This window comes from Pseudomonas sp. nanlin1, from assembly GCF_045571515.1.
Taxonomy (GTDB): Bacteria; Pseudomonadota; Gammaproteobacteria; order Pseudomonadales; family Pseudomonadaceae; genus Aquipseudomonas.
In genome coordinates, this window is the sequence record NZ_CP124218.1 from 2696136 (window position 1) to 2715728 (window position 19593).

At 58.4% G+C, this 19593-nt stretch carries 22 protein-coding genes and 1 pseudogene; 14 read left to right on the forward strand and 9 right to left on the reverse strand.

The features are described 5' to 3' along the window. Positions 1-17: 17 nt before the first annotated feature. The 10 genes from catC to QCL65_RS12630 all read left to right on the forward strand — a co-directional run bounded on the left by catC (position 18) and on the right by QCL65_RS12630 (position 10255). Positions 18-308 carry a muconolactone Delta-isomerase gene (gene catC, locus QCL65_RS12585; protein ID WP_407309043.1) on the forward strand — a complete coding sequence of 97 codons (291 nt, stop codon included), beginning with the start codon at positions 18-20 and terminating at the stop codon, positions 306-308. Positions 309-374: 66 nt separating this feature from the next. Then, a complete protein-coding gene (catA, locus tag QCL65_RS12590) occupies positions 375-1280 on the forward strand; it encodes a catechol 1,2-dioxygenase (RefSeq protein WP_407309045.1) in 906 nt (301 codons plus the stop codon). Between the two features lie 99 nt (positions 1281-1379). Next, positions 1380-2348 (forward strand): AraC family transcriptional regulator, encoded by a 969-nt coding sequence (locus tag QCL65_RS12595; RefSeq protein ID WP_407309047.1) that lies wholly within the window; start codon positions 1380-1382, stop codon positions 2346-2348. A gap of 85 nt (positions 2349-2433) precedes the next feature. Then, positions 2434-3810 (forward strand): Rieske 2Fe-2S domain-containing protein, encoded by a 1377-nt coding sequence (locus tag QCL65_RS12600; RefSeq protein ID WP_407309049.1) that lies wholly within the window; start codon positions 2434-2436, stop codon positions 3808-3810. Further along, positions 3807-4295, forward strand: a complete 489-nt coding sequence (benB, locus tag QCL65_RS12605) for a benzoate 1,2-dioxygenase small subunit (protein WP_407309051.1) — start codon at positions 3807-3809, stop codon at positions 4293-4295. Before QCL65_RS12600 ends, benB begins: the two co-directional genes overlap by 4 nt. Positions 4296-4305: 10 nt before the next feature. Next, positions 4306-5328, forward strand: a complete 1023-nt coding sequence (gene benC / locus QCL65_RS12610) for a benzoate 1,2-dioxygenase electron transfer component BenC (protein WP_407309053.1) — start codon at positions 4306-4308, stop codon at positions 5326-5328. A gap of 10 nt (positions 5329-5338) precedes the next feature. Beyond that, positions 5339-6100 carry a 1,6-dihydroxycyclohexa-2,4-diene-1-carboxylate dehydrogenase gene (locus QCL65_RS12615; RefSeq protein WP_407309055.1) on the forward strand — a complete coding sequence of 254 codons (762 nt, stop codon included), beginning with the start codon at positions 5339-5341 and terminating at the stop codon, positions 6098-6100. Between the two features lie 343 nt (positions 6101-6443). Beyond that, positions 6444-7496, forward strand: a complete 1053-nt coding sequence (locus QCL65_RS12620) for a LacI family DNA-binding transcriptional regulator (protein ID WP_407309057.1) — start codon at positions 6444-6446, stop codon at positions 7494-7496. Positions 7497-7746: 250 nt separating this feature from the next. Continuing rightward, positions 7747-9057 carry an MFS transporter gene (locus QCL65_RS12625; RefSeq protein ID WP_407316830.1) on the forward strand — a complete coding sequence of 437 codons (1311 nt, stop codon included), beginning with the start codon at positions 7747-7749 and terminating at the stop codon, positions 9055-9057. Between the two features lie 37 nt (positions 9058-9094). Beyond that, positions 9095-10255, forward strand: coding sequence for an L-talarate/galactarate dehydratase (locus tag QCL65_RS12630; protein WP_407309059.1), 1161 nt, complete (start codon positions 9095-9097; stop codon positions 10253-10255). Between the two features lie 225 nt (positions 10256-10480). On the opposite strand, the pseudogene QCL65_RS12635 reads toward QCL65_RS12630, so the two are convergent. Together QCL65_RS12635 and QCL65_RS12640 are read right to left on the reverse strand one after the other, a co-directional pair. Continuing rightward, positions 10481-10669, reverse strand: a pseudogene (locus QCL65_RS12635) (dicarboxylate/amino acid:cation symporter); the annotation flags it as partial. 5 nt (positions 10670-10674) lie between these two features. Next, positions 10675-11532, reverse strand: coding sequence for a LysR family transcriptional regulator (locus tag QCL65_RS12640; RefSeq protein ID WP_407309061.1), 858 nt, complete (start codon positions 11530-11532; stop codon positions 10675-10677). Between the two features lie 99 nt (positions 11533-11631). Between QCL65_RS12640 and QCL65_RS12645 the strand changes: the two genes are divergently transcribed. Continuing rightward, the gene (locus QCL65_RS12645) at positions 11632-13002 is read left to right on the forward strand and encodes an MFS transporter (protein ID WP_407309063.1); all 1371 of its coding nucleotides are present in this window, start codon (positions 11632-11634) and stop codon (positions 13000-13002) included. 29 nt (positions 13003-13031) lie between these two features. After that, complete coding sequence (locus tag QCL65_RS12650) at positions 13032-13616, forward strand: carboxymuconolactone decarboxylase family protein (RefSeq protein ID WP_407309065.1); 585 nt, start codon at positions 13032-13034, stop codon at positions 13614-13616. Here the strand turns inward: QCL65_RS12650 and QCL65_RS12655 are convergent. Together QCL65_RS12655 and frmR are read right to left on the reverse strand one after the other, a co-directional pair. Further along, a complete protein-coding gene (locus QCL65_RS12655) occupies positions 13606-13731 on the reverse strand; it encodes a hypothetical protein (protein WP_407309067.1) in 126 nt (41 codons plus the stop codon). The two genes, QCL65_RS12650 and QCL65_RS12655, sit on opposite strands and share 11 nt — an antisense overlap. Before the next feature lie 138 nt (positions 13732-13869). Beyond that, on the reverse strand, positions 13870-14145 hold the full coding sequence (gene frmR / locus QCL65_RS12660) for a formaldehyde-responsive transcriptional repressor FrmR (RefSeq protein WP_407309069.1): 276 nt from the start codon (positions 14143-14145) through the stop codon (positions 13870-13872). Here frmR and QCL65_RS12665 point away from each other — a divergent pair. After that, the gene (locus QCL65_RS12665) at positions 14144-14359 is read left to right on the forward strand and encodes a hypothetical protein (protein ID WP_407309071.1); all 216 of its coding nucleotides are present in this window, start codon (positions 14144-14146) and stop codon (positions 14357-14359) included. The genes frmR and QCL65_RS12665 overlap by 2 nt on opposite strands. A gap of 134 nt (positions 14360-14493) precedes the next feature. On the opposite strand, the gene QCL65_RS12670 is transcribed toward QCL65_RS12665, so the two are convergent. From QCL65_RS12670 to QCL65_RS12680, 3 genes are read right to left on the reverse strand one after another with little or no spacing between them, the layout of a single operon-like run. Next, positions 14494-15165, reverse strand: a complete 672-nt coding sequence (locus tag QCL65_RS12670; RefSeq protein WP_407309073.1) for an alpha/beta hydrolase — start codon at positions 15163-15165, stop codon at positions 14494-14496. A gap of 2 nt (positions 15166-15167) precedes the next feature. Then, positions 15168-16001 carry a DODA-type extradiol aromatic ring-opening family dioxygenase gene (locus QCL65_RS12675; RefSeq protein ID WP_407309075.1) on the reverse strand — a complete coding sequence of 278 codons (834 nt, stop codon included), beginning with the start codon at positions 15999-16001 and terminating at the stop codon, positions 15168-15170. Positions 16002-16021: 20 nt separating this feature from the next. Further along, positions 16022-16651: an NADPH-dependent F420 reductase gene (locus tag QCL65_RS12680; protein WP_407309077.1), complete on the reverse strand. Its 630-nt coding sequence runs from the start codon at positions 16649-16651 to the stop codon at positions 16022-16024. Positions 16652-16760: 109 nt separating this feature from the next. Here QCL65_RS12680 and QCL65_RS12685 point away from each other — a divergent pair, with 109 nt between their 5' ends. Next, positions 16761-17660: a LysR family transcriptional regulator gene (locus tag QCL65_RS12685; RefSeq protein WP_407309079.1), complete on the forward strand. Its 900-nt coding sequence runs from the start codon at positions 16761-16763 to the stop codon at positions 17658-17660. A 96-nt stretch (positions 17661-17756) separates the two neighbouring features. Here the strand turns inward: QCL65_RS12685 and QCL65_RS12690 are convergent, their stop codons facing one another. Both QCL65_RS12690 and QCL65_RS12695 read right to left on the reverse strand, forming a co-directional pair. After that, the gene (locus QCL65_RS12690; protein ID WP_407309081.1) at positions 17757-18710 is read right to left on the reverse strand and encodes an alpha/beta fold hydrolase; all 954 of its coding nucleotides are present in this window, start codon (positions 18708-18710) and stop codon (positions 17757-17759) included. Between the two features lie 52 nt (positions 18711-18762). Next, positions 18763-19557 (reverse strand): SDR family NAD(P)-dependent oxidoreductase, encoded by a 795-nt coding sequence (locus tag QCL65_RS12695; protein WP_407309083.1) that lies wholly within the window; start codon positions 19555-19557, stop codon positions 18763-18765. Between the last annotated feature and the right edge of the window lie 36 nt (positions 19558-19593).

Genomic DNA, 19593 nt, shown 5'->3' on the forward strand with positions numbered 1-19593 from the left:
CAACTGAGGAACCTGCCATGCTTTTTCACGTACGCATGACCGTCAAACTTCCTGCCGACATGCCAGCCGATCAAGCAGCAAGGCTCAAGGCCGACGAGAAGGAACTGGCTCAGCGCCTGCAGCACGAGGGCACCTGGCGACACCTCTGGCGTATCGCCGGCCTGTACGCCAACGTCAGCATCTTTGATGTGCCCGATAACCAAGCCTTGCACGACACGCTGATGCAACTGCCGCTGTATCCCTACATGGACATCGAAGTCATGGCCATGTGCAGACACCCCTCGTCGATCTACGCCGACGACCGCTGAAATAAGCCATATGTCTTTACAATAATGACGTTTGTCTCCACAAGAACAAAGATGAGGAACACCGCCATGACCGTTCGTATTTCCCATACCGCCGAAGTGCAAAAATTTTTCGAAGGCGCCGCCGGCTTTGACAAGACCGCCGGCAGTGCCCGCATGAAGACCGTGATCCATCGCGTGCTGACCGACAGCATCAAGATCATCGAAGACCTTCAGGTCACGTCCGAGGAGTTCTGGAAAGCCGTGAACTACCTGAATGAGCTGGGCGCTCGCCAGGAAGCCGGGTTGCTGGTAGCTGGACTAGGCCTGGAACACTACCTGGACCTGCTGATGGACGCTGAAGACCAGCAGGCCGGCCATGTGGGCGGCACTCCACGCACTATCGAGGGCCCGCTGTATGTGGCCGGCGCGCCGCTGTCGCAATACGAAGCGCGGCTCGACGATGGCCAGGATCCTGGCACATTGCTGTACATGAAAGGCCAGGTGCGCAGTGTGGCGGGCGAGCCCGTGGCCAATGCCATCGTCGATGTGTGGCATGCCAACACGGCAGGTACCTATTCCTACTTCGACCCCTCGCAGTCCGAGTTCAACCTGCGTCGCCGCATTCAGACCGACGACCAGGGACGGTACCGCTTTCAGAGCATCGTGCCCTCCGGTTACGGCTGCGCTCCGGATGGCCCGACCCAGGCGCTGCTGGATCAGCTCGGCCGCCACGGTCAACGCCCGGCGCACATACATTTTTTCATCTCCGGACCCGGCTATCGCCACCTGACTACCCAGATCAACCTGGCGGGCGAAAAGTACCTGCACGACGATTTCGCCTATGCCACACGTGACGAGCTGATTGCCGACATTACGTTCAACGAAGACGGCGGTGATCGGTATGCGGAGATCGAATTCGACTTCGTGCTGCAGCCTACCGAAGAGCTCAGGGAGCAGGACAAGCGCGAGCGGGTGAGGGCGCTGGAGGCCTGATGACGAAACGCTGAAGTGTTCAGCTCCCGACCGCAATGCGGCGGGAGCTTTTGTCGTCAACCCGAGCCTGCTTATAAAAAAACAAGAGAGGCGCACACCATGACCACCCTGTTGAGTGAATGCAGCTGCATCTTCAACCAGGCGGATGCCTACGCGGTGTCCGAATACGTGAACCAGCATGTGGGCAGCCATGAGATTCGCATGCCCCCCAAAGGCCAACCGCGGGCGAGCATCAGCCATCGGACTTTTTCCAGCCTGGACCTGTGCCGTATCAGTTACGGCGCGCGAGTGCAGGTGCTGTCCCCGGCCCTGGAATCGATCTATCACCTGCAAATCCTGTTGCGCGGCCACTGTCGCTCCTTTGCCCGCGGTAGAGAGCAAATTTACACCCCCGGCGAGATCCTGCTGATCAATCCCGATGACCCTGTCGACCTGACCTACTCGGCGGATTGCGAAAAATTCATCATCAAGGTGCCCGTTGGCCTCCTGGAGAGTGCTTGTGTGGAGCAGAAATGGGTACTGCCCAGCAACGGCATACGCTTCGCCGCTTCGCGTCATGACCTCAGTACCCATGAGTGTTTCGTACAACTGCTGGGATTGATTTGTCAGGAGGCAGAGAGCGCGGCAGCGCCTGAGGTCCAGGTGCTTTATGAACGCCTTATGGCCAGTAAGCTGCTGGGGATGCTCGCCAATAACGTAGCCCGACAAATACCGGCGCAATCCCAAGGCCAGGGGTTCGAGGCGGTGAGGCAGTTCATCGATGCACACCTGCGCAAAGAGATCAGTATCGAACAGCTGATGGCTGTTGCACGGGTGAGCGAGCGCTCGCTGTACTTGCTGTTCGAAAGGCAGGTGGGTGTGTCGCCGCGCGATTACGTGCGCCAGCGCAGACTGGAGCGGGTCCATGAGTTGCTGCAGTCGCCCGCTGCCCGCAGCGTCACAGAGGTTGCGCTGGATCATGGCTTCCTGCACCTGGGGCGTTTCTCGGAAGCCTATCGCAAGCGCTTCGGTGAACTGCCATCGCAGACCACACGTCGCTGCCAAGAGGGCCTTGCAGTAAACGGATAGCGATGTGCAGTGGCTGGATATCGCCAGGAAGGCGAGGCACTTAAGGTGAAAGTGCCTGATACAAGAACAATGGAGGGCCCAGCCCATGAACCAGAATATCGACGCGCTTGCTCAACAGATCCGTGAATCTGTTCAGGAAAATCCTGCCACTGGCGTTTTCCGCTGCCGCCGAGACATTTTTACCGATCAGCAGCTGTTCGACCTGGAGATCAAACACATCTTCGAAAGCGGTTGGGTGTACCTGGCGCACGAAAGCCAGGTGCCGCAAATCAATGACTACTTCACTACCTCCATCGGCCGTCAGCCGGTGGTGGTGACCCGGGACAAGCAAGGCCAGCTGCACGGTCTGGTCAACGCCTGCGCTCACCGCGGCGCCATGCTTTGCCGACGCAAGCAAGGCAACAAGGGTTCGTTTACCTGCCCGTTCCATGGCTGGACGTTCAGCAATGCCGGCAAGCTACTCAAGGTCAAGGATGCCAAGACCGGCGCCTACCCTGACAGCTTCGACTGCGACGGCTCCCATGACCTGCGTCGGCTTGGTCGCTTCGAGAGCTATCGTGGGTTTCTGTTCGGCAGCCTGAGCGAGGCGGTGCCCGAGCTGAGCGACTATCTGGGTGAAACCCGCACGATCATCGACCAGATGGTCGACCAAGCGCCCGAAGGCTTGGAAGTGTTGCGCGGCAGTTCGTCTTATATCTACGACGGCAACTGGAAATTGCAGATCGAAAACGGTGCCGACGGCTACCACGTCAGTTCCGTGCACTGGAACTACTCGGCGACCATGGGTCGACGCAACTACGAGGCAGAGGGTACCCGCACCGTCGATGCCAATGGTTGGTCGAAGAGCCTGGGCGGGGTGTACGCCTTCGAGCACGGGCATATTCTGCTGTGGACACGCTTGCTCAATCCCGAAGTACGTCCGGTGCATGCCCACCGTGAAGCCCTGGCCGAACGCCTTGGGCAAGCGCGCGCGGACTTCATCGTCGACCAGACCCGCAACCTGTGCCTGTACCCCAACGTCTATCTCATGGACCAGTTTTCCACGCAGATCCGCGTGGTGAGACCGATTGCCGTGGACAAGACCGAGGTGACTATCTACTGCATGGCGCCAAAAGGTGAAAGCGACAAGGAGCGCGCCACCCGCATTCGTCAGTACGAGGATTTCTTCAACGTCAGCGGCATGGGTACACCGGACGATCTGGAAGAGTTCCGCGCCTGCCAGGCCGGCTATCAAGGTGCCACCACGTTGTGGAACGATCTGAGCCGGGGCGCGAAGCAGTGGGTAGAAGGCCCGGACGACAATGCCAACGCCATGGGCATGCGTCCCCAGCTCAGTGGCGTGAAGACCGAGGACGAGGGCCTGTTCGTGCGCCAGCATGCGTTCTGGGCATCACGCCTGCTGACCGCGCTGGAGTCCGAGCGTAAAGAGTTGATCGTCACCGACAAGGAGGTGCAGTCATGAGCACCTCCCGTGGCCTGCTGTTGGCGTTTCTCTACCGCGAGGCGCGGTTGCTGGACGATCGCCAGTGGGATGAGTGGCTGGAATGCTATTCACCGGACGTGGAGTTTTGGATGCCGGCCTGGGCTGACCAGGACAGCCTCACCGAAGACCCACATCGGGAAATCTCGCTGATCTACTACCCCAATCGCGATGGCCTGGAAGACCGGGTATTCCGCATCAAGACAGAGCGCTCCAGTGCCAGTACGCCAGAGCCACGCACTGCACACCTGATCGCCAACCTGGAAGTGCTGAGCGACGACGGCGCTACCGTCGAGCTGCGCTTCAATTGGCACACCCTCAGCCATCGCTACAAGACCACGGATTCGTATTTCGGCACCTCGTTCTATCGCCTGGACGTCAAAGGCGAACACCCGCTGATCAAGCGCAAGAAGATCGTGCTCAAGAACGACTACATCCATCAAGTCATCGACATTTACCACATCTGAGGGCACAGCCATGACGTATTCGATTGCCTTGAACTTCGAGGATGGGGTGACCCGATTCATCGACTGCGAGCCGCGCGAAAAGGTGCTGGATGCCGCTTATCGTCAGCGTATCAATCTGCCCATGGACTGCTCCGATGGGGTGTGCGGCACCTGCAAGTGCCACTGCGAAACGGGCGAGTACGAACTGGGCGACGATTACCTAGAGGATGCCTTGGCCGGGGATGAAGCCGAGCAGCGTCAGGTCCTCACTTGCCAGATGGTGGTGCAGTCCGATTGCGTGCTCAGCGTGCCGGTACCTTCCGGTGCTTGCAAGACGGGGACCACGCATTTTGGCGCTACGGTCTCGAGCATCGTTACCCATGCCGACGCCGCTGTGGAGGTCAGTTTCACCCTCGACCAGGCGCCTGTTTTTCTGCCGGGCCAGTACGTCAATATTGCCGTGCCTGGGAGCCAGCAGACGCGCTCGTATTCGTTCAGCAGCCGCCCCGGTGATACCCAGGCCAGCTTCCTGATCAAACAGGTGCCCGGGGGCCTGATGAGCAGCTGGCTGACCGGTGCCAGCGTCGGCGAGCAGGTCAGCATGACCGGCCCACTGGGCAGCTTCTACCTGCGTGCAGTCACTCGGCCTCTGTTGTTTCTGGCCGGCGGTACCGGTCTGGCGCCTTTTCTGGCGATGCTCGAAGTGCTCGCTGAAAAAGGCGAGGCCCAGCAGATCTGCCTGATCTATGGCGTCACCCGCGATCAGGATCTGGTGATGGTCGACGTCTTGAAGGGCTTCTCGGATCGCTTGCAAAACTTCAGCTTCGTGACCTGTGTTGCCGACCCGGCTACAGCCCATTCGCGCCAAGGCTATGTCACCCAGCACATGTCTTCGGGCGTCCTGAATGACGGCGATGTCGATGTGTACCTGTGCGGTCCGCCACCGATGGTCGATGCCGTGCGCAAGTATTTCACCGAGCAGGGCGTGACCCCCGCCAGTTTTCATTACGAGAAATTCACCCCAAACGCCGTCGTGACCGGCGATGTCGCATAAGGAGGTTGATATGAGCTTACGTTTTACAGACAAAGTTGCGGTGGTCACCGGCGCTGCACAGGGCATAGGTCTTTGCGTGGTCGGGCGCCTGCTGGAGGAGGGCGCCTGGGTGGTCGCGGTGGACCGCTCCGAGCTGGTGCACGAGCTCAAGAGCGAGCGGGTGGTGACGCTCACCGCCGACCACGAGCAGAGCACCGAATGCGGTGAGGTCATGGGCGCTGCCCATGGCCGATTCGGGCGTATCGATGTTCTGATCAACAACGTTGGCGGCACCATCTGGGCCAAGCCTTTCGAGCACTACCGCTGCGAAGAAATCGAAGCTGAGGTACGTCGCTCATTGTTCCCGACATTGTGGTGTTGCCACGCCGTACTGCCCTACATGATCGATCAGGGTCGCGGAGCGATCGTCAACGTTTCTTCGGTCGCGACTCGCGGGGTGAACCGGGTGCCTTACGGCGCTGCCAAGGGTGGGGTGAACGCCCTTACCGCCTGCCTGGCGTTCGAGACCGCCGAACGAGGCATCCGAGTCAACGCCACGGCGCCGGGCGGCACCGAGGCGCCACCACGACGCATTCCCCGCAACACCCAAGCGCCCAGCGCCGACGAACAACGGTGGTACCAGCAGATTGTCGACCAGACCGTCGACAGCAGCTTGATGAAGCGCTACGGCACGATCAACGAACAAGCGAGCGCCATTCTGTTTCTGGCCAGCGACGAGGCTTCTTATATCACCGGCGTCACGCTGCCGGTAGGAGGCGGAGATTTGGGTTGAACTGGCAGTCGAACCCTTCAGGCTTGCTCATACCAACGATAAATCCATGAGCGATGCCGTGCGTAACCACGAAACCAATTCGCTTATGGATGCGACTCCAAGGTCTGTGCCGCTTCATCACAGGGCTCGGTTGCCATTTACAGCCCATAGCAGCCCCTCGCCGGCGAAGATCACCGGGTTGGAATGCCTATTCTAGGGGCCCGAGTGAATCTTGACCGTAGCGTCTTTTATGACCGGCGTATAGGATGCTCCGCCAAGTCAAACGCGATACGCTGAGCAGAGGGTCGATCCGCAGCGCACGCGTCATCGACCTTATGTCATATCTCTCGAACACGGAAACCCAATGGCAAAGAAACCTGGCAGAAAGCACGGCACCCCCGACGTTTCGCAGCTCAAGAAAACGTCAAGCTTGACCTTGATCGATGTCGCCAAGGTTGCCGGCGTTTCGCCTATCACGGTTTCCCGTGCTCTACATCGCCCCGAAGTGGTTAGCAAGGAAGCTCGGGAAAAAGTGCTCGAAGCGGTGCGCATTACGGGTTACGTATCCAACATGTTGGCCGGCGGCTTGGCGAGCAACAAGTCGCGGCTAGTGGCGATCTTCCTGCCCACCATCGCTAACTCTATCTTCGCCGACACGGTGCAAGCGTTGATGGACCGTCTCACTGAAGCCGGCTATCAAACCTTGCTGGGCCTGACGGGCTACTGCGCCGAACAGGAAGAAAGACTTCTCGAGGCCGTCCTCGGCCGCCGGCCTGACGGCATCGTCCTGACCGGGACCCTGCACACGGAGTCCAGCCGCTTGCGGTTGGCTCAGTCGGGTATCCCGGTGGTCGAAGCTTGGGACTTGAGCGAATCTCCGTTGGACATGCTGGTGGGTTTTTCCCATGAAGGGGTAGGGGAGGCCACAGCTCGCCACCTGCTTGCTAAAGGCTACAAGCGCTTTGCCGTGGTCACCATCAGCGACCCTCGCGGTCTTCGGCGCTGCAAAAGTATGATTGCCGAGTTGCAGCATCAGGGTGTGGTTGACGTGCCAATGCAGATCATGACACCGCCTGCCACGCTGGAAGTCGGCCGTGAGGGTCTGCGCCAGCTTTTCGAACAGGGCGCGATACCCGAGGTGGTTGTATGCAGTTCCGACACTATCGCCCAAGGTGTGCTTGCTGAAGCCGCCAGCCGCGGTCTACAGGTACCTGCAGACCTGGCGGTGATGGGCTTTGGCGACCTGAGCAGCGCGGCCCATGTCTATCCCGCGTTGTCGACGGTGAGCGTGGACGGCAAGCGCATTGGTGACCAAGTCGCCAAGGCTCTGCTGGATCGCTTCCAATACCCGGCGGGCAGCGCTGAGCCCGTGCGAATTGACACCGGATTTACGCTCGTTGATCGGCACACCACTTGAACCGGTTGCAGCTGAAAAACCGACCAACGCACGCTTGAATGATTGCGCAATCAGTGTAGGATCGCTACAACGGTCATCCCGGGATCACAGGGGTGGCTTTTTTTGACTTGGGTATGATTGCGCAATCATAAGCTCGGCCAGAAGTTTTGATCCCAAGGTTGCAAGGCGCTAAAACACAATAAGGACAATAAAAGTGAAGACACCCGTATACCCGGTCGCAAAGACCAACGTGCGCTATCTTATCCTGGCGATGATTTTCATCGTTACGGTGTTCAACTACGTCGACCGTGCCACCTTGTCTATTGCTGCGCCCGCGATGCGCGCTGATCTGGGGTTCGATGCGATTACCATGGGCATCGCCTTTTCGGCTTTCGGCTGGGCCTATACGAGCATGCAGATCCCGGGCGGCATCGTGCTTGATCGCTTCGGCTCGCGGATGACGCTGGGCATCAGCCTGATCCTCTGGTCGACACTGACCTTCCTGCAAGGTTACGTGGACCTTTTCAGCTCCGCGTTCCTGGCACTTTTCGTACTGCGCTTTCTGATGGGCGTTGCCGAGTCTCCTGCGTTCCCAGCCAACAATCGCCTGACGGTCATGTGGTTTCCGCGCCACGAGCGTGGTCTGGCTACGGCGATTTTCCAATCAGCGCAATACTTTGCGTTGGCAGCCTTTACCCCACTGATGGTGTTACTGCTCAACAGTTTTGGCTGGCAGCATGTGTTCTTCTGGACGGGAGGGGCAGGGATACTCATCGGCCTGCTGTGGTTCAAAATGGTTCACGAACCCCGCAAAGATAAGCGCGCCAATCAAGCCGAGATTGACTACATCGAAGCAGGTGGCGGCTTACCAGGTATCGGCGACACCAAGACGCCGTTCAGTTGGAAGAATGTGCGCGCCATCGGCGGCAATCGCATGATGCTGGGCATTTACCTGGGCCAGTTCTGCCTGACATCCATCACCTGGTTTTTCCTGACCTGGTTCCCCACCTACCTGATCGAAGCCAAAGGCATGACCATGCTCAAGGTTGGCCTGGTCGCGGCCATTCCGCCCATCGCCGGTTGCCTGGGCGGCATGATCGGCGGTGTGTGGTCCGACTGGATGCTCAAGAAGGGCTGCAGCCTGACCACCGCCCGCAAGACACCGATCATCTGCGGTTTGCTGCTGTCGAGCAGCATCGTTGTTGCCAACTATACCCAGTCCGTGTCCTTGGTCATCCTGGTGATGTCCATAGCGTTCTTCGCCAAGGGTGTCGGCAACCTTGGCTGGTGCATCGTCGGCGATGTCTCGCCCAAGCGGGCCATGGGTATTAGCGGCGCAATGTTCAACTTCTGCGGCAACATTGCGAGCATCGTCACCCCCATTGCGATCGGTGTGCTGGTCAATCAATTGGGCTCTTTCGACGCTGCGCTGATGTATGTGGGCGCGATGGGGCTGCTGGGTGCTTTCGCCTACCTGTTCATTGTGGGCCCGCTCAAGCGTATGGACATCGATGACCTGAACGACTCGCCCACGCCGGCACCTGAGCCGCTGAAGGCCGAACTGACCAATCCACGTTCCTGATAACGCATCACCTATTTTTCCACTTAGGGAGAGCACCATGCTCGGACAAGAACAAAGCCAAAAATCTGCCGACGATGACCGTATCGCCTACGTCAAAGTCTCCTCGGTCTTTCTGCCCTTGGCCAACCCGATCAGCGACGCCAAGGTACTCACTGGACGGCAGAAGCCCATGACGGAAATTGCCATTCTGTTCGCCGAAATCGAGACGGTCGATGGCCATAAGGGCTTGGGCTTCAGCTACTCGAAACGGGCGGGCGGCCCGGGTCAGTTTGCCCATGCGAAGGAGATCGCGCCGGCGCTGATCGGTGAAAATCCCAGCGACATTTCCAAGCTCTGGACCAAGCTGTGCTGGGCTGGCGCCTCGGTTGGGCGCAGTGGTTTGTCGACTCAGGCCATCGGTGCATTCGATGTGGCGCTGTGGGACCTCAAGGCCAAGCGCGCCAATCTTTCCCTCGCTCGTCTGTTAGGCGCTCAGCGAGACTCGGTACGCTGCTACAACACCTCTGGCGGCTTTCTACACACGCCGCTCGACCAGCTGCTAAAGAACACTGACATCTCCCGGGAAAAAGGCATCGGCGGTATCAAATTGAAGGTTGGCCAACCGGATTGCGCCATCGATATTGAGCGAGTCAGCACCGTGCGCAGGCACCTGGGCGACAACTTCCCGCTGATGGTCGATGCTAATCAGCAGTGGGATCGTCCGACCGCCCAGCGCATGTGCCGGCGGTTCGAAGAATTCAACCTGATTTGGATCGAGGAGCCGCTGGACTGTTACGACGCTGAAGGCCATGCCGCTCTGGCACAACAGTTCGACACCCCGATCGCTACGGGTGAGATGTTGACCAGCGTCGCCGAGCATGCCGAATTCATCAGGTTGCGAGGCGCTGACTTCCTGATGCCTGATGCTCCACGTGTAGGGGGTATTACCCCGTATCTGAAGGTCGCAGCAATGGCCGAACAGGCGGGCGTGATGCTGGCCCCACATTTCGCCATGGAACTGCATGTGCACTTGGCAGCGGCGTATCCCACCGAGCCGTGGGTCGAGCATTTCGAATGGCTCGAACCGCTTTTCAACGAACGTCTCGAAACGCGCGAAGGCCGTATGCTGGTACCGACACGCCCTGGCCTTGGCCTTTCTCTGAGCGAACAGGTTGTGCCCTGGACCGCACAAGTGGCTGAAGTCGGGAGTCGTCCATAGTTCGTCGATCATTTGCCATGACCTGCGCGGCGGGCGGCGGCAATCGACAGCTGCCCGTCGCTAAGCAATACAATTGGCCCAAAACGAACAGCTTTTGCCCAACAATCTCTTCAGTGCTAGCAAAATTTCTAAGCAAAAAAAGGGCCTCCCAAAGGCCCTTTACAACGACGGAAACTCAGTCATTCCAGGGAGTTTTCACTTCCTACCGATAGGCCATTCGATCGGTTAAAGCGCTGCCGTTAGATGACGCCCCAGCACTCGCTGATATTCGGCCTGGGCAGTCTGTTCAGTGAATTCCCCCCACCATTTGGACACCACCACCGTCGCTACGCCATTGCCGATGGTGTTGCAGGTGGCAATGGCCATGGACATGAAACGGTACACGCCAAACAAAAGTGCGAGACCCTCCACCGGCCGGCCTATTCGAGCCCCAACGCCTCCACCAAGCCGATGATTGCCGCAGTCGTCTCACGTACCCGTCGATCATTGCGGCGGTCAGGGTGCAAAGCCAACCAGATACCGAGATTCAACATCGGCTCGGTTGTCTGCAACTTCACCAGACGGGGGTCGCTGTCGGCAAGGAAACACGGCAGCCCGGCGACCCCAATTCCGCTACAGGCCGCCTCATATTGATTACTGAGGTCGGCCACCTCGCAGATCACCCGGCGATGTCCGATGATTTGGTATAGCCAGGTCTTGTGATCGAAAGACAGCTCATGCGCGGTATAGCCGATGAACTCCCAGTGCTCAGGCGTAGCGATGTTGGGGTAGGCCATTGTCGCGTACAGGGCAAATTCCATTTGGCCGATTTTTTTGACGATGTCGGAATCCGTAACGCCTGGCGCGAGGCGCATGGCCAGGTCCGCCTCGAGTCTGGACAAGGACGCAAAATGAGGTTCGCTTAACACCGAAATCTGCACCTGCGGCAGCCCTTGGGAGAGGGTCAACAGATGAGGTGCCAGAAAATGCCGTGCAAGGATTGGCGGCGCGGAGAGAGTGATCTTGGCGCGCAATTCACTATGGGCCGTCATGGCCAAGCGTTTGATCGAGAACATTCTGTCCTCGATCGCCAGCGCTTGCTCAAACACCTCCTGACCCAGGCTCGTCAATTCGGCCCGCCTGGGCAGCCGATTGACCAGGCGTGTTCCTAGCTGTGCTTCAAGCGTGGCCAAGCGGCGGCTGATGGTCGCTTGATCGACATCGAGTTGCCTGGCCGCCCCTGAAAGCGTTCCGGCGTTGGCGATAGCCAGGAAATAGCGGACGTCTTCCCAGTTCAAGATCTATGCACTCATGCATGGTATATCCGCGTATTTTAGTATTTACGCATGGCAGGTCAAGGCATAGGCTTTCATGACATCTGAAATTACGGCTGGCACATGTACAAAACTTCTAATTTGAACGCAATCAAGGTCGCTACCTGCCTGGGATACCTTGTTGTTCAACTGGATGTCAGTGTGGTGAACGTTGGTCTCGGCGCTTTGAAATCAGCCTTCAATACTAATCTGACCGGCCTGCAGTGGGTGATCAACAGCTATGCGCTGGTGTTCTCTGCACTGCTCATCCTCGGTGGCGGCCTTGGCGACAAATTTGGCGCCAAACGGGTGTTCATCTTTGGCTTTGCCGTGTTCACCTTGGCTTCGACGGGGTGTGGCATGGCGACAAACATGCCGATATTGATTGCAATGCGCTGCGTTCAGGGCATCGGCGCGGCGTTCCTCATCCCCACCTCCTTGATGCTGATCCGCCAGAACTTCAAGGATCTGAACCAGCGGCGTTCCGCTGTTGCGCTATGGGGCGCCTGCGGCGGAATCGCGCTGGCGGCGGGCCCGGTGTTGGGCGGCATCATGATCGAACACCTAGGTTGGCGCAGCGTGTTCCTCATCAATATTGCGCTGGGGATACTGGCGATCATGCTGACCTTGCGGTTCACGCCGGCATCGTCACGTATAGACAAAAAGATCGATGTTGCCGGGCAAATCAGTATTGCGATCAGCCTGGCACTGCTGACTTACGCGCTGACCGAGGCGAGCAGCCTGGGGTGGAGTGTAATCCCCGTCTCGAGCATGGGCCTTGCCGCGCTGGCCTTGGCGGTGTTCATGCTCGTGGAAACGAAGGCACAGGCGCCGATGTTGCCTGCCCGCCTGGCCCGCAACAACGTATTGCTCGGGACGATGTTCACCGGGGCGGTTATCAATCTGACGTTCTTCGGCGTCGTCTTTGTGCTGAGCATCTATTTCCAGACGATCCTGCACTACGACGCGCTTCATACCGGCCTGGCGTTTATTCCGCTGACCGCAGTCATGACTGTTTCTTCGCTCACGTCGGCGCGCATCGCTAAACGCATCAGCGCGCTGAGCATCATGACTACGGGGCTGGCGCTGCAAATTGTGGGTTTTGCGCTGCTATCCCAAATAGGGCCTGAAAGCTCGTTTTGGCTGCTCAATGGCGCCATGATGATTGTCGGTATTGGCAGCGCCTCAACGGTGCCTTCGATGAACAACTCGATGCTTGCCGCGGTAAGCCCCGAGGACGCCGGCATGGCCTCCGGCCTGATGTCGTCGGCGCGGCAACTGGGCGGTGTAGTTGGAGTGGCGGTCTTCGGCATCTTGATAGCAAGCGATGATTCAACCGCATTCGCCAATGGCATGTCCGAGTCGATGTGGGTCTGTGTGGCGGCACTGGTCATTTGCATTCTTCTCAACCAGAAGCTGGTTCGCGTTCACCCGGCATCCGCCCAGGCCCAGTAGATTTTTACCCCGCTAAGCAGGAGGGCCGTATGGCCAATTCAACTCGTTCCAATGACAACATTAGTTCTGTAGTAGAGGTTGACTATCCAGACTTCGCCAAACTGCCGGTAGCCGTGCGCAGCAAATTCGAGAGTCTGCCGACCAAGGTCAATTTTTTTCGGATGATAGGCCACAGCGCCGGCGCGTTTATTCCGATGATCGACCTGACCAATGCGATATTCCGGGATCTGAATATCTCTGATTATCACAAGGAGCTGCTGGTTCTGCTGGTGGCCGCCCATGAAAAGGTGAGCTACGAATGGGAGCAGCATATTTCCATCGCTCAAGTGGCAGGGGTTCGCCCGGATCAGTTCATCGCCATAGCTGAGGAGCGGATCAATGACGACAAGGCCTTCAAGGAGGACGAGCAGGTTCTGCTGCTGTTCGGCAAGGCGATTCTCGCCAACGGCAAAGCGCCTGGCGTGATGTTCAAACACGCCTTGCAGCACTTTTCGGTTGAAGAGCTGAGCGATGCAACCATCGTGGTCGGTTACTACCGAATGGTGTCGAATTATCTTCAGACGTTCAATGTTGCGACGGATGCCCAAAAGGATGGCAGCTGGATCAAGGGCTGATCAGTTCTTTTGCAGCGCTGCGCCGGCCCGTCTGGCGTGCGGCACAGCTCGAATGTCCGATCTGTGCCGCGTAGATGCCGCTGATCTCGATGCCGGCCACGGTGAAGCTGCCCATCTGCTCCTTACACCGCGCAATTGGATACTTCTGAGGGCGACACGCTATCACTGGCGAGCAGACTCATGGCATCGCCAATTGGATGACGCAGTCCGTAGTTGAATAACGTCGCGCCGTAAATAACTACGTAACTGCAAATTACTTCAAGTAAGTTCTGACCAAGGAAATCAATTCGTCTATTGAGGACTTTTGGGCCTCTGTAGTGTCATCCAGGTTGGTGAACTCTTCTCGGAGATGGCTCTCGAGCACGCCCGCCATCAAGCCGTTCACGGCACCACGCATTGCGGCTATCTGCTGGAGCACCGGACCGCACTCAGCACCTTCTGACAGTGCGGTTTCCAACGCGTCCAGCTGTCCGCGAACCCGGCGAACGCGTGCAAGAACACGTTTTTTCTCTTCTGGTGTGTGTGGCATGAAACCCCCTATCGCGTTGCCTGGCGGGGGAGTCTACACATCTGCCGCAGGGCAGTATATCCAGCCACGCGCAGCTACCCTTGACGAAGAGGGGCTGGGCATCGCCTGTCTGCCTGACTTTTTGGTGGAGGAGGCGGTCGCCCAGGGACGATTGGTGCCGGTGCCCGAGACGTATGTGCGCGACTATCGTCCCTTCAGCATTCCCTGGCCCTGAAGTCGCCAGCCACTACCGAAGATCAAGGCCTTCGTCGACTTCATGGCTAAGCAACTTGGCTAAAAGACCTGGCTGAAGATCAAAGCAAAAATGCCGGCACTTGAGTGTCCGGCATTCTTGCGAGAGGGTGTTGTTCAGTCAGCCAACTGCAACGTTTTGGTCAGCCACTTGGAAAAGTCGGCCAGTTCTTCACCGATGATTTCGTGGGCCATGTCGTAGTGATGGGTCTCGTGGATAACGTCAATCCGATCCAGCCAAGCATCGGCTTCCTTGGCCCAGTCGATTGGCAATACATTGTCGCGTAGACCGTGGGCGATAAACGCCGAGGTCGACTTCAAGCGCTGGGTTGAAGCGATCTGCGGTTCAATTTCACGCAACATGCGCCCGCTCAACAAAGCAAAACCCTTGACCAGCTCCGGCTCGGTGACCCCGATGCTTGAGCTCAGGATACCGCCTTGGCTGAAGCCGGCGATCACGGTCGGCAGTTGGGGCAACGCTTCGATGAAGGTTTGTAGCCGCTTGCGGCTGCCTTCGGCTTGCTCATAGCTGAACGATGGGCCATTGCTGGTGAAGTTGACCTGATACCAAGCGAACCCCTGCGGGCCGACTTGCAGTGGGCCGCGCAGCAGAAGAATTTCAATGTCTTGTGGTAGCGAGGCGGCCAACGAGGCCAGGTTGGCCTCGTTGGAGCCCACGCCATGAAGCAGCAGCAAGCGCGCCTTGGGGCTCGAGGTGTTGCAAGCCTTGCGGAAGAAGATCCCGGATTCCTGCTCGCAGGCCGGTTCCGAGAACGTGATAGTAGCCATGGTCAATTACCGCCTTGTGCAGGTTGAGCCGACTCGACGAGCACTGCGCCAGCCGAAGAAAATAAGTAGCTATCCATCGCCAGTACACCGTAGGTCACGCCGCCTTCGACGACGCGTATTTCATAGTCCTCGCCGGCAGCGCCCAGCGCGATGAACAGCGGCAAGTAGTGCTCATCCGTTGGATGTGCGCGTTGCGCCGAGGGCGCATATTGCTTGTAGTCCAGCAACTGGTCGAGGTTGCCCGAGGCCAGGGTCTTGGCTGTCCAGGCGGCAAAGTCCTTGACGTATTGAGCACCATGGGGCGTAGCACCGCGGAACTCGTACAGATTGTGGGTGAGGCTGCCGGAAGCGATGATCAGCACGTTCATGTCCCGCAACGGCTTGAGCGCCTGGCCTAACTTCCAGGCTTTACGCGTGTCGAGCGAAGCGGGCATGGATACTTGCACCACGGGAATATCGGCCTCGGGCGCCAGGTACAGAAGCGGTACCCAGGCGCCATGATCCAACCCGCGGTTGACGTTCAGACTGGACTTCCAGCCGGCCCCGTGAAGCATGTCGACGATCTGCTCCGCCAGTGCCGGTGAGCCCGGCGCTGGATACTGAATCTGGTAAAGAGCGTCTGGGAAGCCGCCGAAATCGTGAATGGTGGAAGGTGCGGTGCTCGCGGTAACGCTGACCTCGTCGCGAGTCATCCAATGTGGAGAGAGGATGACGATCGCGTCGGGTCGCGGTAGTTCGCGACCGAGCTCGGCCAGATGCTTACCAGCCAGACCGGGCTCGATTGCAAACATGGGAGCACCATGAGACACGAACAGCAGAGGGTACGATGTGTTCATGGTGTTTACTCCGGGTTGAGTTACTTGTTCAGCCAGACGGGGGCAACCGAAGTGCCCAGGCCTGCGCCGTAACCGAGATAGATGTTGAAGCCAGCCAGCGGCTCCAGATAACGCGCATTGACCAGGCCGCCGGCGTCCACAGTGTTCCAGCCCAGACTGCGGGCCAGCGATACGGCGGTTTGTTTTGCGCGTTCGCTGTCACTGGCGACGAATACGCTACCGCGTTGGTTGTAGGCGAACAGCGGGCCGTCGGCCAGGACCTGAGCGAACAGGGTGTTGAAGGCTTTGACTACCTGGGCGCCGGGCACTGCCTTGGCGATTTCTTCGGCAGCGCTGGTGACGTGGCCAATGGTCAGTGACATGTAGTCAGCGCTCAGTGGGTTGGTGATGTCGATGACCACTTTGCCGTTCAGATCGCCGAGGCTTTGAAGCGCTGCAGCGGCGTCCGGGAACGCAGTAGCCACGATCACTACTTCGCTGTCGCCCAGAGCTTGCGCCGCGCTGTACGCGCTGACGTTGGCAAACGGTTCAGCGACAGTGTTAGCTTTTGCCAGGTCGCGACCGGTGATGCGTACGGTATGACCGGCAGCATCGAGTTGTTTTGCGAACGCCGAGCCCATGTTGCCGGTACCGATTACTGTGATTTTCATAGTTACCTCGTTGAGTTGGTTTGCGTTTCGATGGAGGTCAGTTTATAGGTTTGAAAAAATGCATAAATAAGGCTAAAAATGATTAATAGTTCCACTAAGTGAGACAGTAATGGATCGAGCGTTAGAGATGCAGGTGTTCTGCACGGTGGTCGACAGGGGTAGCTTCGTAGGAGCAGCAGAACCTCTGGAGATGTCCAAGGCGGCCATCTCACGGTATGTCAGCGGGCTGGAAGAAAGACTAGGCGCACGGCTATTGCATCGCACCACGCGGCGACTGTCGCTAACGGAGGAGGGACGGCAGTTCTACCACCAGGCCAAGGACGTATTGGCCATGATGGATGCGGCGGAGGAAGCGGTGTCTTCAGCGGCGCCCGAGCCCACCGGGGTTTTGCGGATCAATGCGCCAGTCAGTTTCGGTGTATTGCACCTGGGCCCCGTCTGGGCGGACTTCATGAAGGCTTATCCCAAGATAGAGTTGGATATCAGCCTTAACGACCGGCTGGTGGATCTGGTGGAGGAGGGGTTCGACGCGGCCATTCGCATCGCACGCATGGAAAACTCATCATTGGTGGGGCGCCGCCTCGCGACGACTCGGATGTGTCTGTGTGCGTCGCCAGACTACCTGCAGAGTCATCCGCCGGTGCTCACCTTGGCAGACCTCGCTGAGCACGGCGTAGTGGCCTACACCAACTTCGCGAGTGGCAATGACTGGACGTTTGAAGGGCCAACCGGGCCTGATAGCGTGCGTACTCGTCCGATAGTGCGCTGCAACAATGGCGATACCTGCCACAGCATCACCTTGGCAGGAGGCGGCATCTCATTGCAGCCCAGTTTTATGGTGGCGCAGGACCTGCGGGCCGGATTGTTGCAGGAGATACTTCCCGAATATCGCTCGATTGAGCTGGGAGTCTACGTGGTCTATCCATCGCGCAAGCACTTGCCCCCCAAGGTGCGGGCGCTGGTCAATTTTCTGGCTGAGCGATTCGCGCACCCGGTATGGGAGCAGTAATGAAGCGTGAGGAAAAGGCCCGACTGGAAATGGAGCGAAACTGTCGGTCGGGCAAAGAGTCGTGAACCTTAGAGCTGTGTTACTCGATGACTACCGTCAGGCGCTATCGAGAAAACGGCTTAGGTCGGCAGTGAATTTCTCTGGATTTTTGAACGCCAGAAAGTGATCGCCGTCCTCGGCTTCGGTATAGACATGAAGCTGCGAGCGCTTGATGACAGAGCCCATCCAGTGCTGGCTATGCAGCCAGTCGCTGTATTCGCCGGTAAAGATCGCTGTGGGCATATCGATCTTGGTGCGAATTACATCCCGCCAGTCGTTAGTGGTGTGATCGAAAAGCACCTGCGCGGTATAGGCCATGTCGTCATCGACCACGGCTTGCGCCAGGCTGAGGACGTTGTGAAAGTAGGGGGACGAGAGGTCGACCGCGCGTTCGAGTACCCGAGTTCCGCAAATCAGCATATTGCTGGTCCCTGCACCCGTATAAGAAGCGATCATTCGCTCTGGGGAGCTGGTGAATGCGCCCGCGTCGAGTCTTTCTTGTTCAGTCCAGTCGGCATGGCAGTAGATGGAGGGTGCCTGGTCGATCATACTCAGTGTGCGGATGCCCTGGGTGCCGAACAGGTCAATGTATGCCCACATGACCGAGGCACCCATCGACCACCCACAATAATCGGCCTGCGCCAATTCCAGGTGCTCGCCGAATTCCTTGACGTCCATCGCATAGCGGGCAATGCGATTGCCATAGTCTGCCTTTTCGGAAAGTCCTTGGTTGCGAACGTCTAGCACGTAGACATGATAGTGCTGGCTCAGCAAATACATGAGATGGAAGTACATGGCGCCGTTTGCCGACCACCCCGGGATGAACACCAATGGCTTGCCAGCGCCGGCTTCCCAGTAGGCAAGATTGACGTTGTCGCTGGTGACGAAGCTACTGATCGTGAGCGCGGCAAAATCCGACGCTTTGTATGGCTGACCGACGATCTCGTGGGGGAAGTAGAATTCCTCGCCGAGCACATCGCGAAGAGACAGATCCTGCAGTGGGTAATCCATTTGAAGCCCTGTAATAATTGGCTGGGGCGGCCTACTGCACCGCCCCAGCACATCAGACGATATCGTCGACCACGCCGCCGTCGACCCGCAGTGAAGCGCCGGTTGTCGCGCTGGCTTGAGGCGAGCAGACGTATACGACCATGTTGGCCACCTCTTCGGTGGAGGCGGCGCGCTGGATCACCGAGCTTGGGCGGTGTTCCATGACAAATTCGGCGGCTACGGCTTCCAGAGATTTGCCACTGCGCTGAACTTCAGCCTGGAGCATCTCGGCCAGTCCATCGGACAAGGTCGGGCCAGGCAGCACGCTGTTGACGGTCACGCCACTGCCCGCAACGCGCTTTGCCAAACCTCGAGCCAGGCCCAACTGGGCGGTCTTGGAGACGCCATAGTGGATCATGTCGGCAGGAATATTGCGGGCCGACTCCGACGCAATGAAGACTACCCGACCCCAGCCCTTCGCGACCATGGCCGGCAACAGTGCGCGGCTCAGCCTTACACCTGACATCACGTTGGTGGCCCAATACTGGTCCCAGACATCATCGTCTGTTTCAAAAAAATCCTGGGTACCGTAGATGCCGGCGTTGTTGACCAGCACGTCGATGTCACCCGCGCCACTGGCGAGGGCAGCTGCGCCAGTCGCGTCGCCCAGGTCCGCGGCCACTCCGACGATTGCAGCGCCTGGCAGTTCAGCTTGCAGACGTGCGACGGCTTCATTGACAGACTTGTCACTGCGGCCATTGACGACGACCGTTGCGCCTGCCTCGGCCAGACCTTTGGCTATCGAATAGCCGATACCACCAGTAGAAGCGGTGACCAGTGCGCGTTTACCGCTCAAATCGATTTTCATGATGACTCCTCAAGAACATGTGTGGGTGGTGCGAGC

Excerpts from the sequence above, each read along its gene's own strand:
- QCL65_RS12680 (WP_407309077.1), bottom strand. The coding sequence starts at position 16,651 with ATGAAAATCACAGTAATCGGTACCGGCAACATGGGCTCGGCGTTCGCA.
- QCL65_RS12650 (WP_407309065.1), top strand. The coding sequence starts at position 13,032 with ATGGCCAATTCAACTCGTTCCAATGACAACATTAGTTCTGTAGTAGAG.
- QCL65_RS12675 (WP_407309075.1), bottom strand. The coding sequence starts at position 16,001 with ATGAACACATCGTACCCTCTGCTGTTCGTGTCTCATGGTGCTCCCATG.
- catA (WP_407309045.1), top strand. The coding sequence starts at position 375 with ATGACCGTTCGTATTTCCCATACCGCCGAAGTGCAAAAATTTTTCGAA.
- frmR (WP_407309069.1), bottom strand. The coding sequence starts at position 14,145 with ATGCCACACACACCAGAAGAGAAAAAACGTGTTCTTGCACGCGTTCGC.
- QCL65_RS12695 (WP_407309083.1), bottom strand. The coding sequence starts at position 19,557 with ATGAAAATCGATTTGAGCGGTAAACGCGCACTGGTCACCGCTTCTACT.
- QCL65_RS12600 (WP_407309049.1), top strand. The coding sequence starts at position 2,434 with ATGAACCAGAATATCGACGCGCTTGCTCAACAGATCCGTGAATCTGTT.
- QCL65_RS12625 (WP_407316830.1), top strand. The coding sequence starts at position 7,747 with ATGATTTTCATCGTTACGGTGTTCAACTACGTCGACCGTGCCACCTTG.
- catC (WP_407309043.1), top strand. The coding sequence starts at position 18 with ATGCTTTTTCACGTACGCATGACCGTCAAACTTCCTGCCGACATGCCA.
- QCL65_RS12670 (WP_407309073.1), bottom strand. The coding sequence starts at position 15,165 with ATGGCTACTATCACGTTCTCGGAACCGGCCTGCGAGCAGGAATCCGGG.
- QCL65_RS12665 (WP_407309071.1), top strand. The coding sequence starts at position 14,144 with ATGAAACCCCCTATCGCGTTGCCTGGCGGGGGAGTCTACACATCTGCC.
- QCL65_RS12690 (WP_407309081.1), bottom strand. The coding sequence starts at position 18,710 with ATGGATTACCCACTGCAGGATCTGTCTCTTCGCGATGTGCTCGGCGAG.
- QCL65_RS12645 (WP_407309063.1), top strand. The coding sequence starts at position 11,632 with ATGTACAAAACTTCTAATTTGAACGCAATCAAGGTCGCTACCTGCCTG.
- QCL65_RS12620 (WP_407309057.1), top strand. The coding sequence starts at position 6,444 with ATGGCAAAGAAACCTGGCAGAAAGCACGGCACCCCCGACGTTTCGCAG.
- QCL65_RS12685 (WP_407309079.1), top strand. The coding sequence starts at position 16,761 with ATGGATCGAGCGTTAGAGATGCAGGTGTTCTGCACGGTGGTCGACAGG.
- benC (WP_407309053.1), top strand. The coding sequence starts at position 4,306 with ATGACGTATTCGATTGCCTTGAACTTCGAGGATGGGGTGACCCGATTC.
- QCL65_RS12595 (WP_407309047.1), top strand. The coding sequence starts at position 1,380 with ATGACCACCCTGTTGAGTGAATGCAGCTGCATCTTCAACCAGGCGGAT.
- QCL65_RS12655 (WP_407309067.1), bottom strand. The coding sequence starts at position 13,731 with ATGGGCAGCTTCACCGTGGCCGGCATCGAGATCAGCGGCATCTACGCG.
- QCL65_RS12630 (WP_407309059.1), top strand. The coding sequence starts at position 9,095 with ATGCTCGGACAAGAACAAAGCCAAAAATCTGCCGACGATGACCGTATC.
- QCL65_RS12615 (WP_407309055.1), top strand. The coding sequence starts at position 5,339 with ATGAGCTTACGTTTTACAGACAAAGTTGCGGTGGTCACCGGCGCTGCA.
- benB (WP_407309051.1), top strand. The coding sequence starts at position 3,807 with ATGAGCACCTCCCGTGGCCTGCTGTTGGCGTTTCTCTACCGCGAGGCG.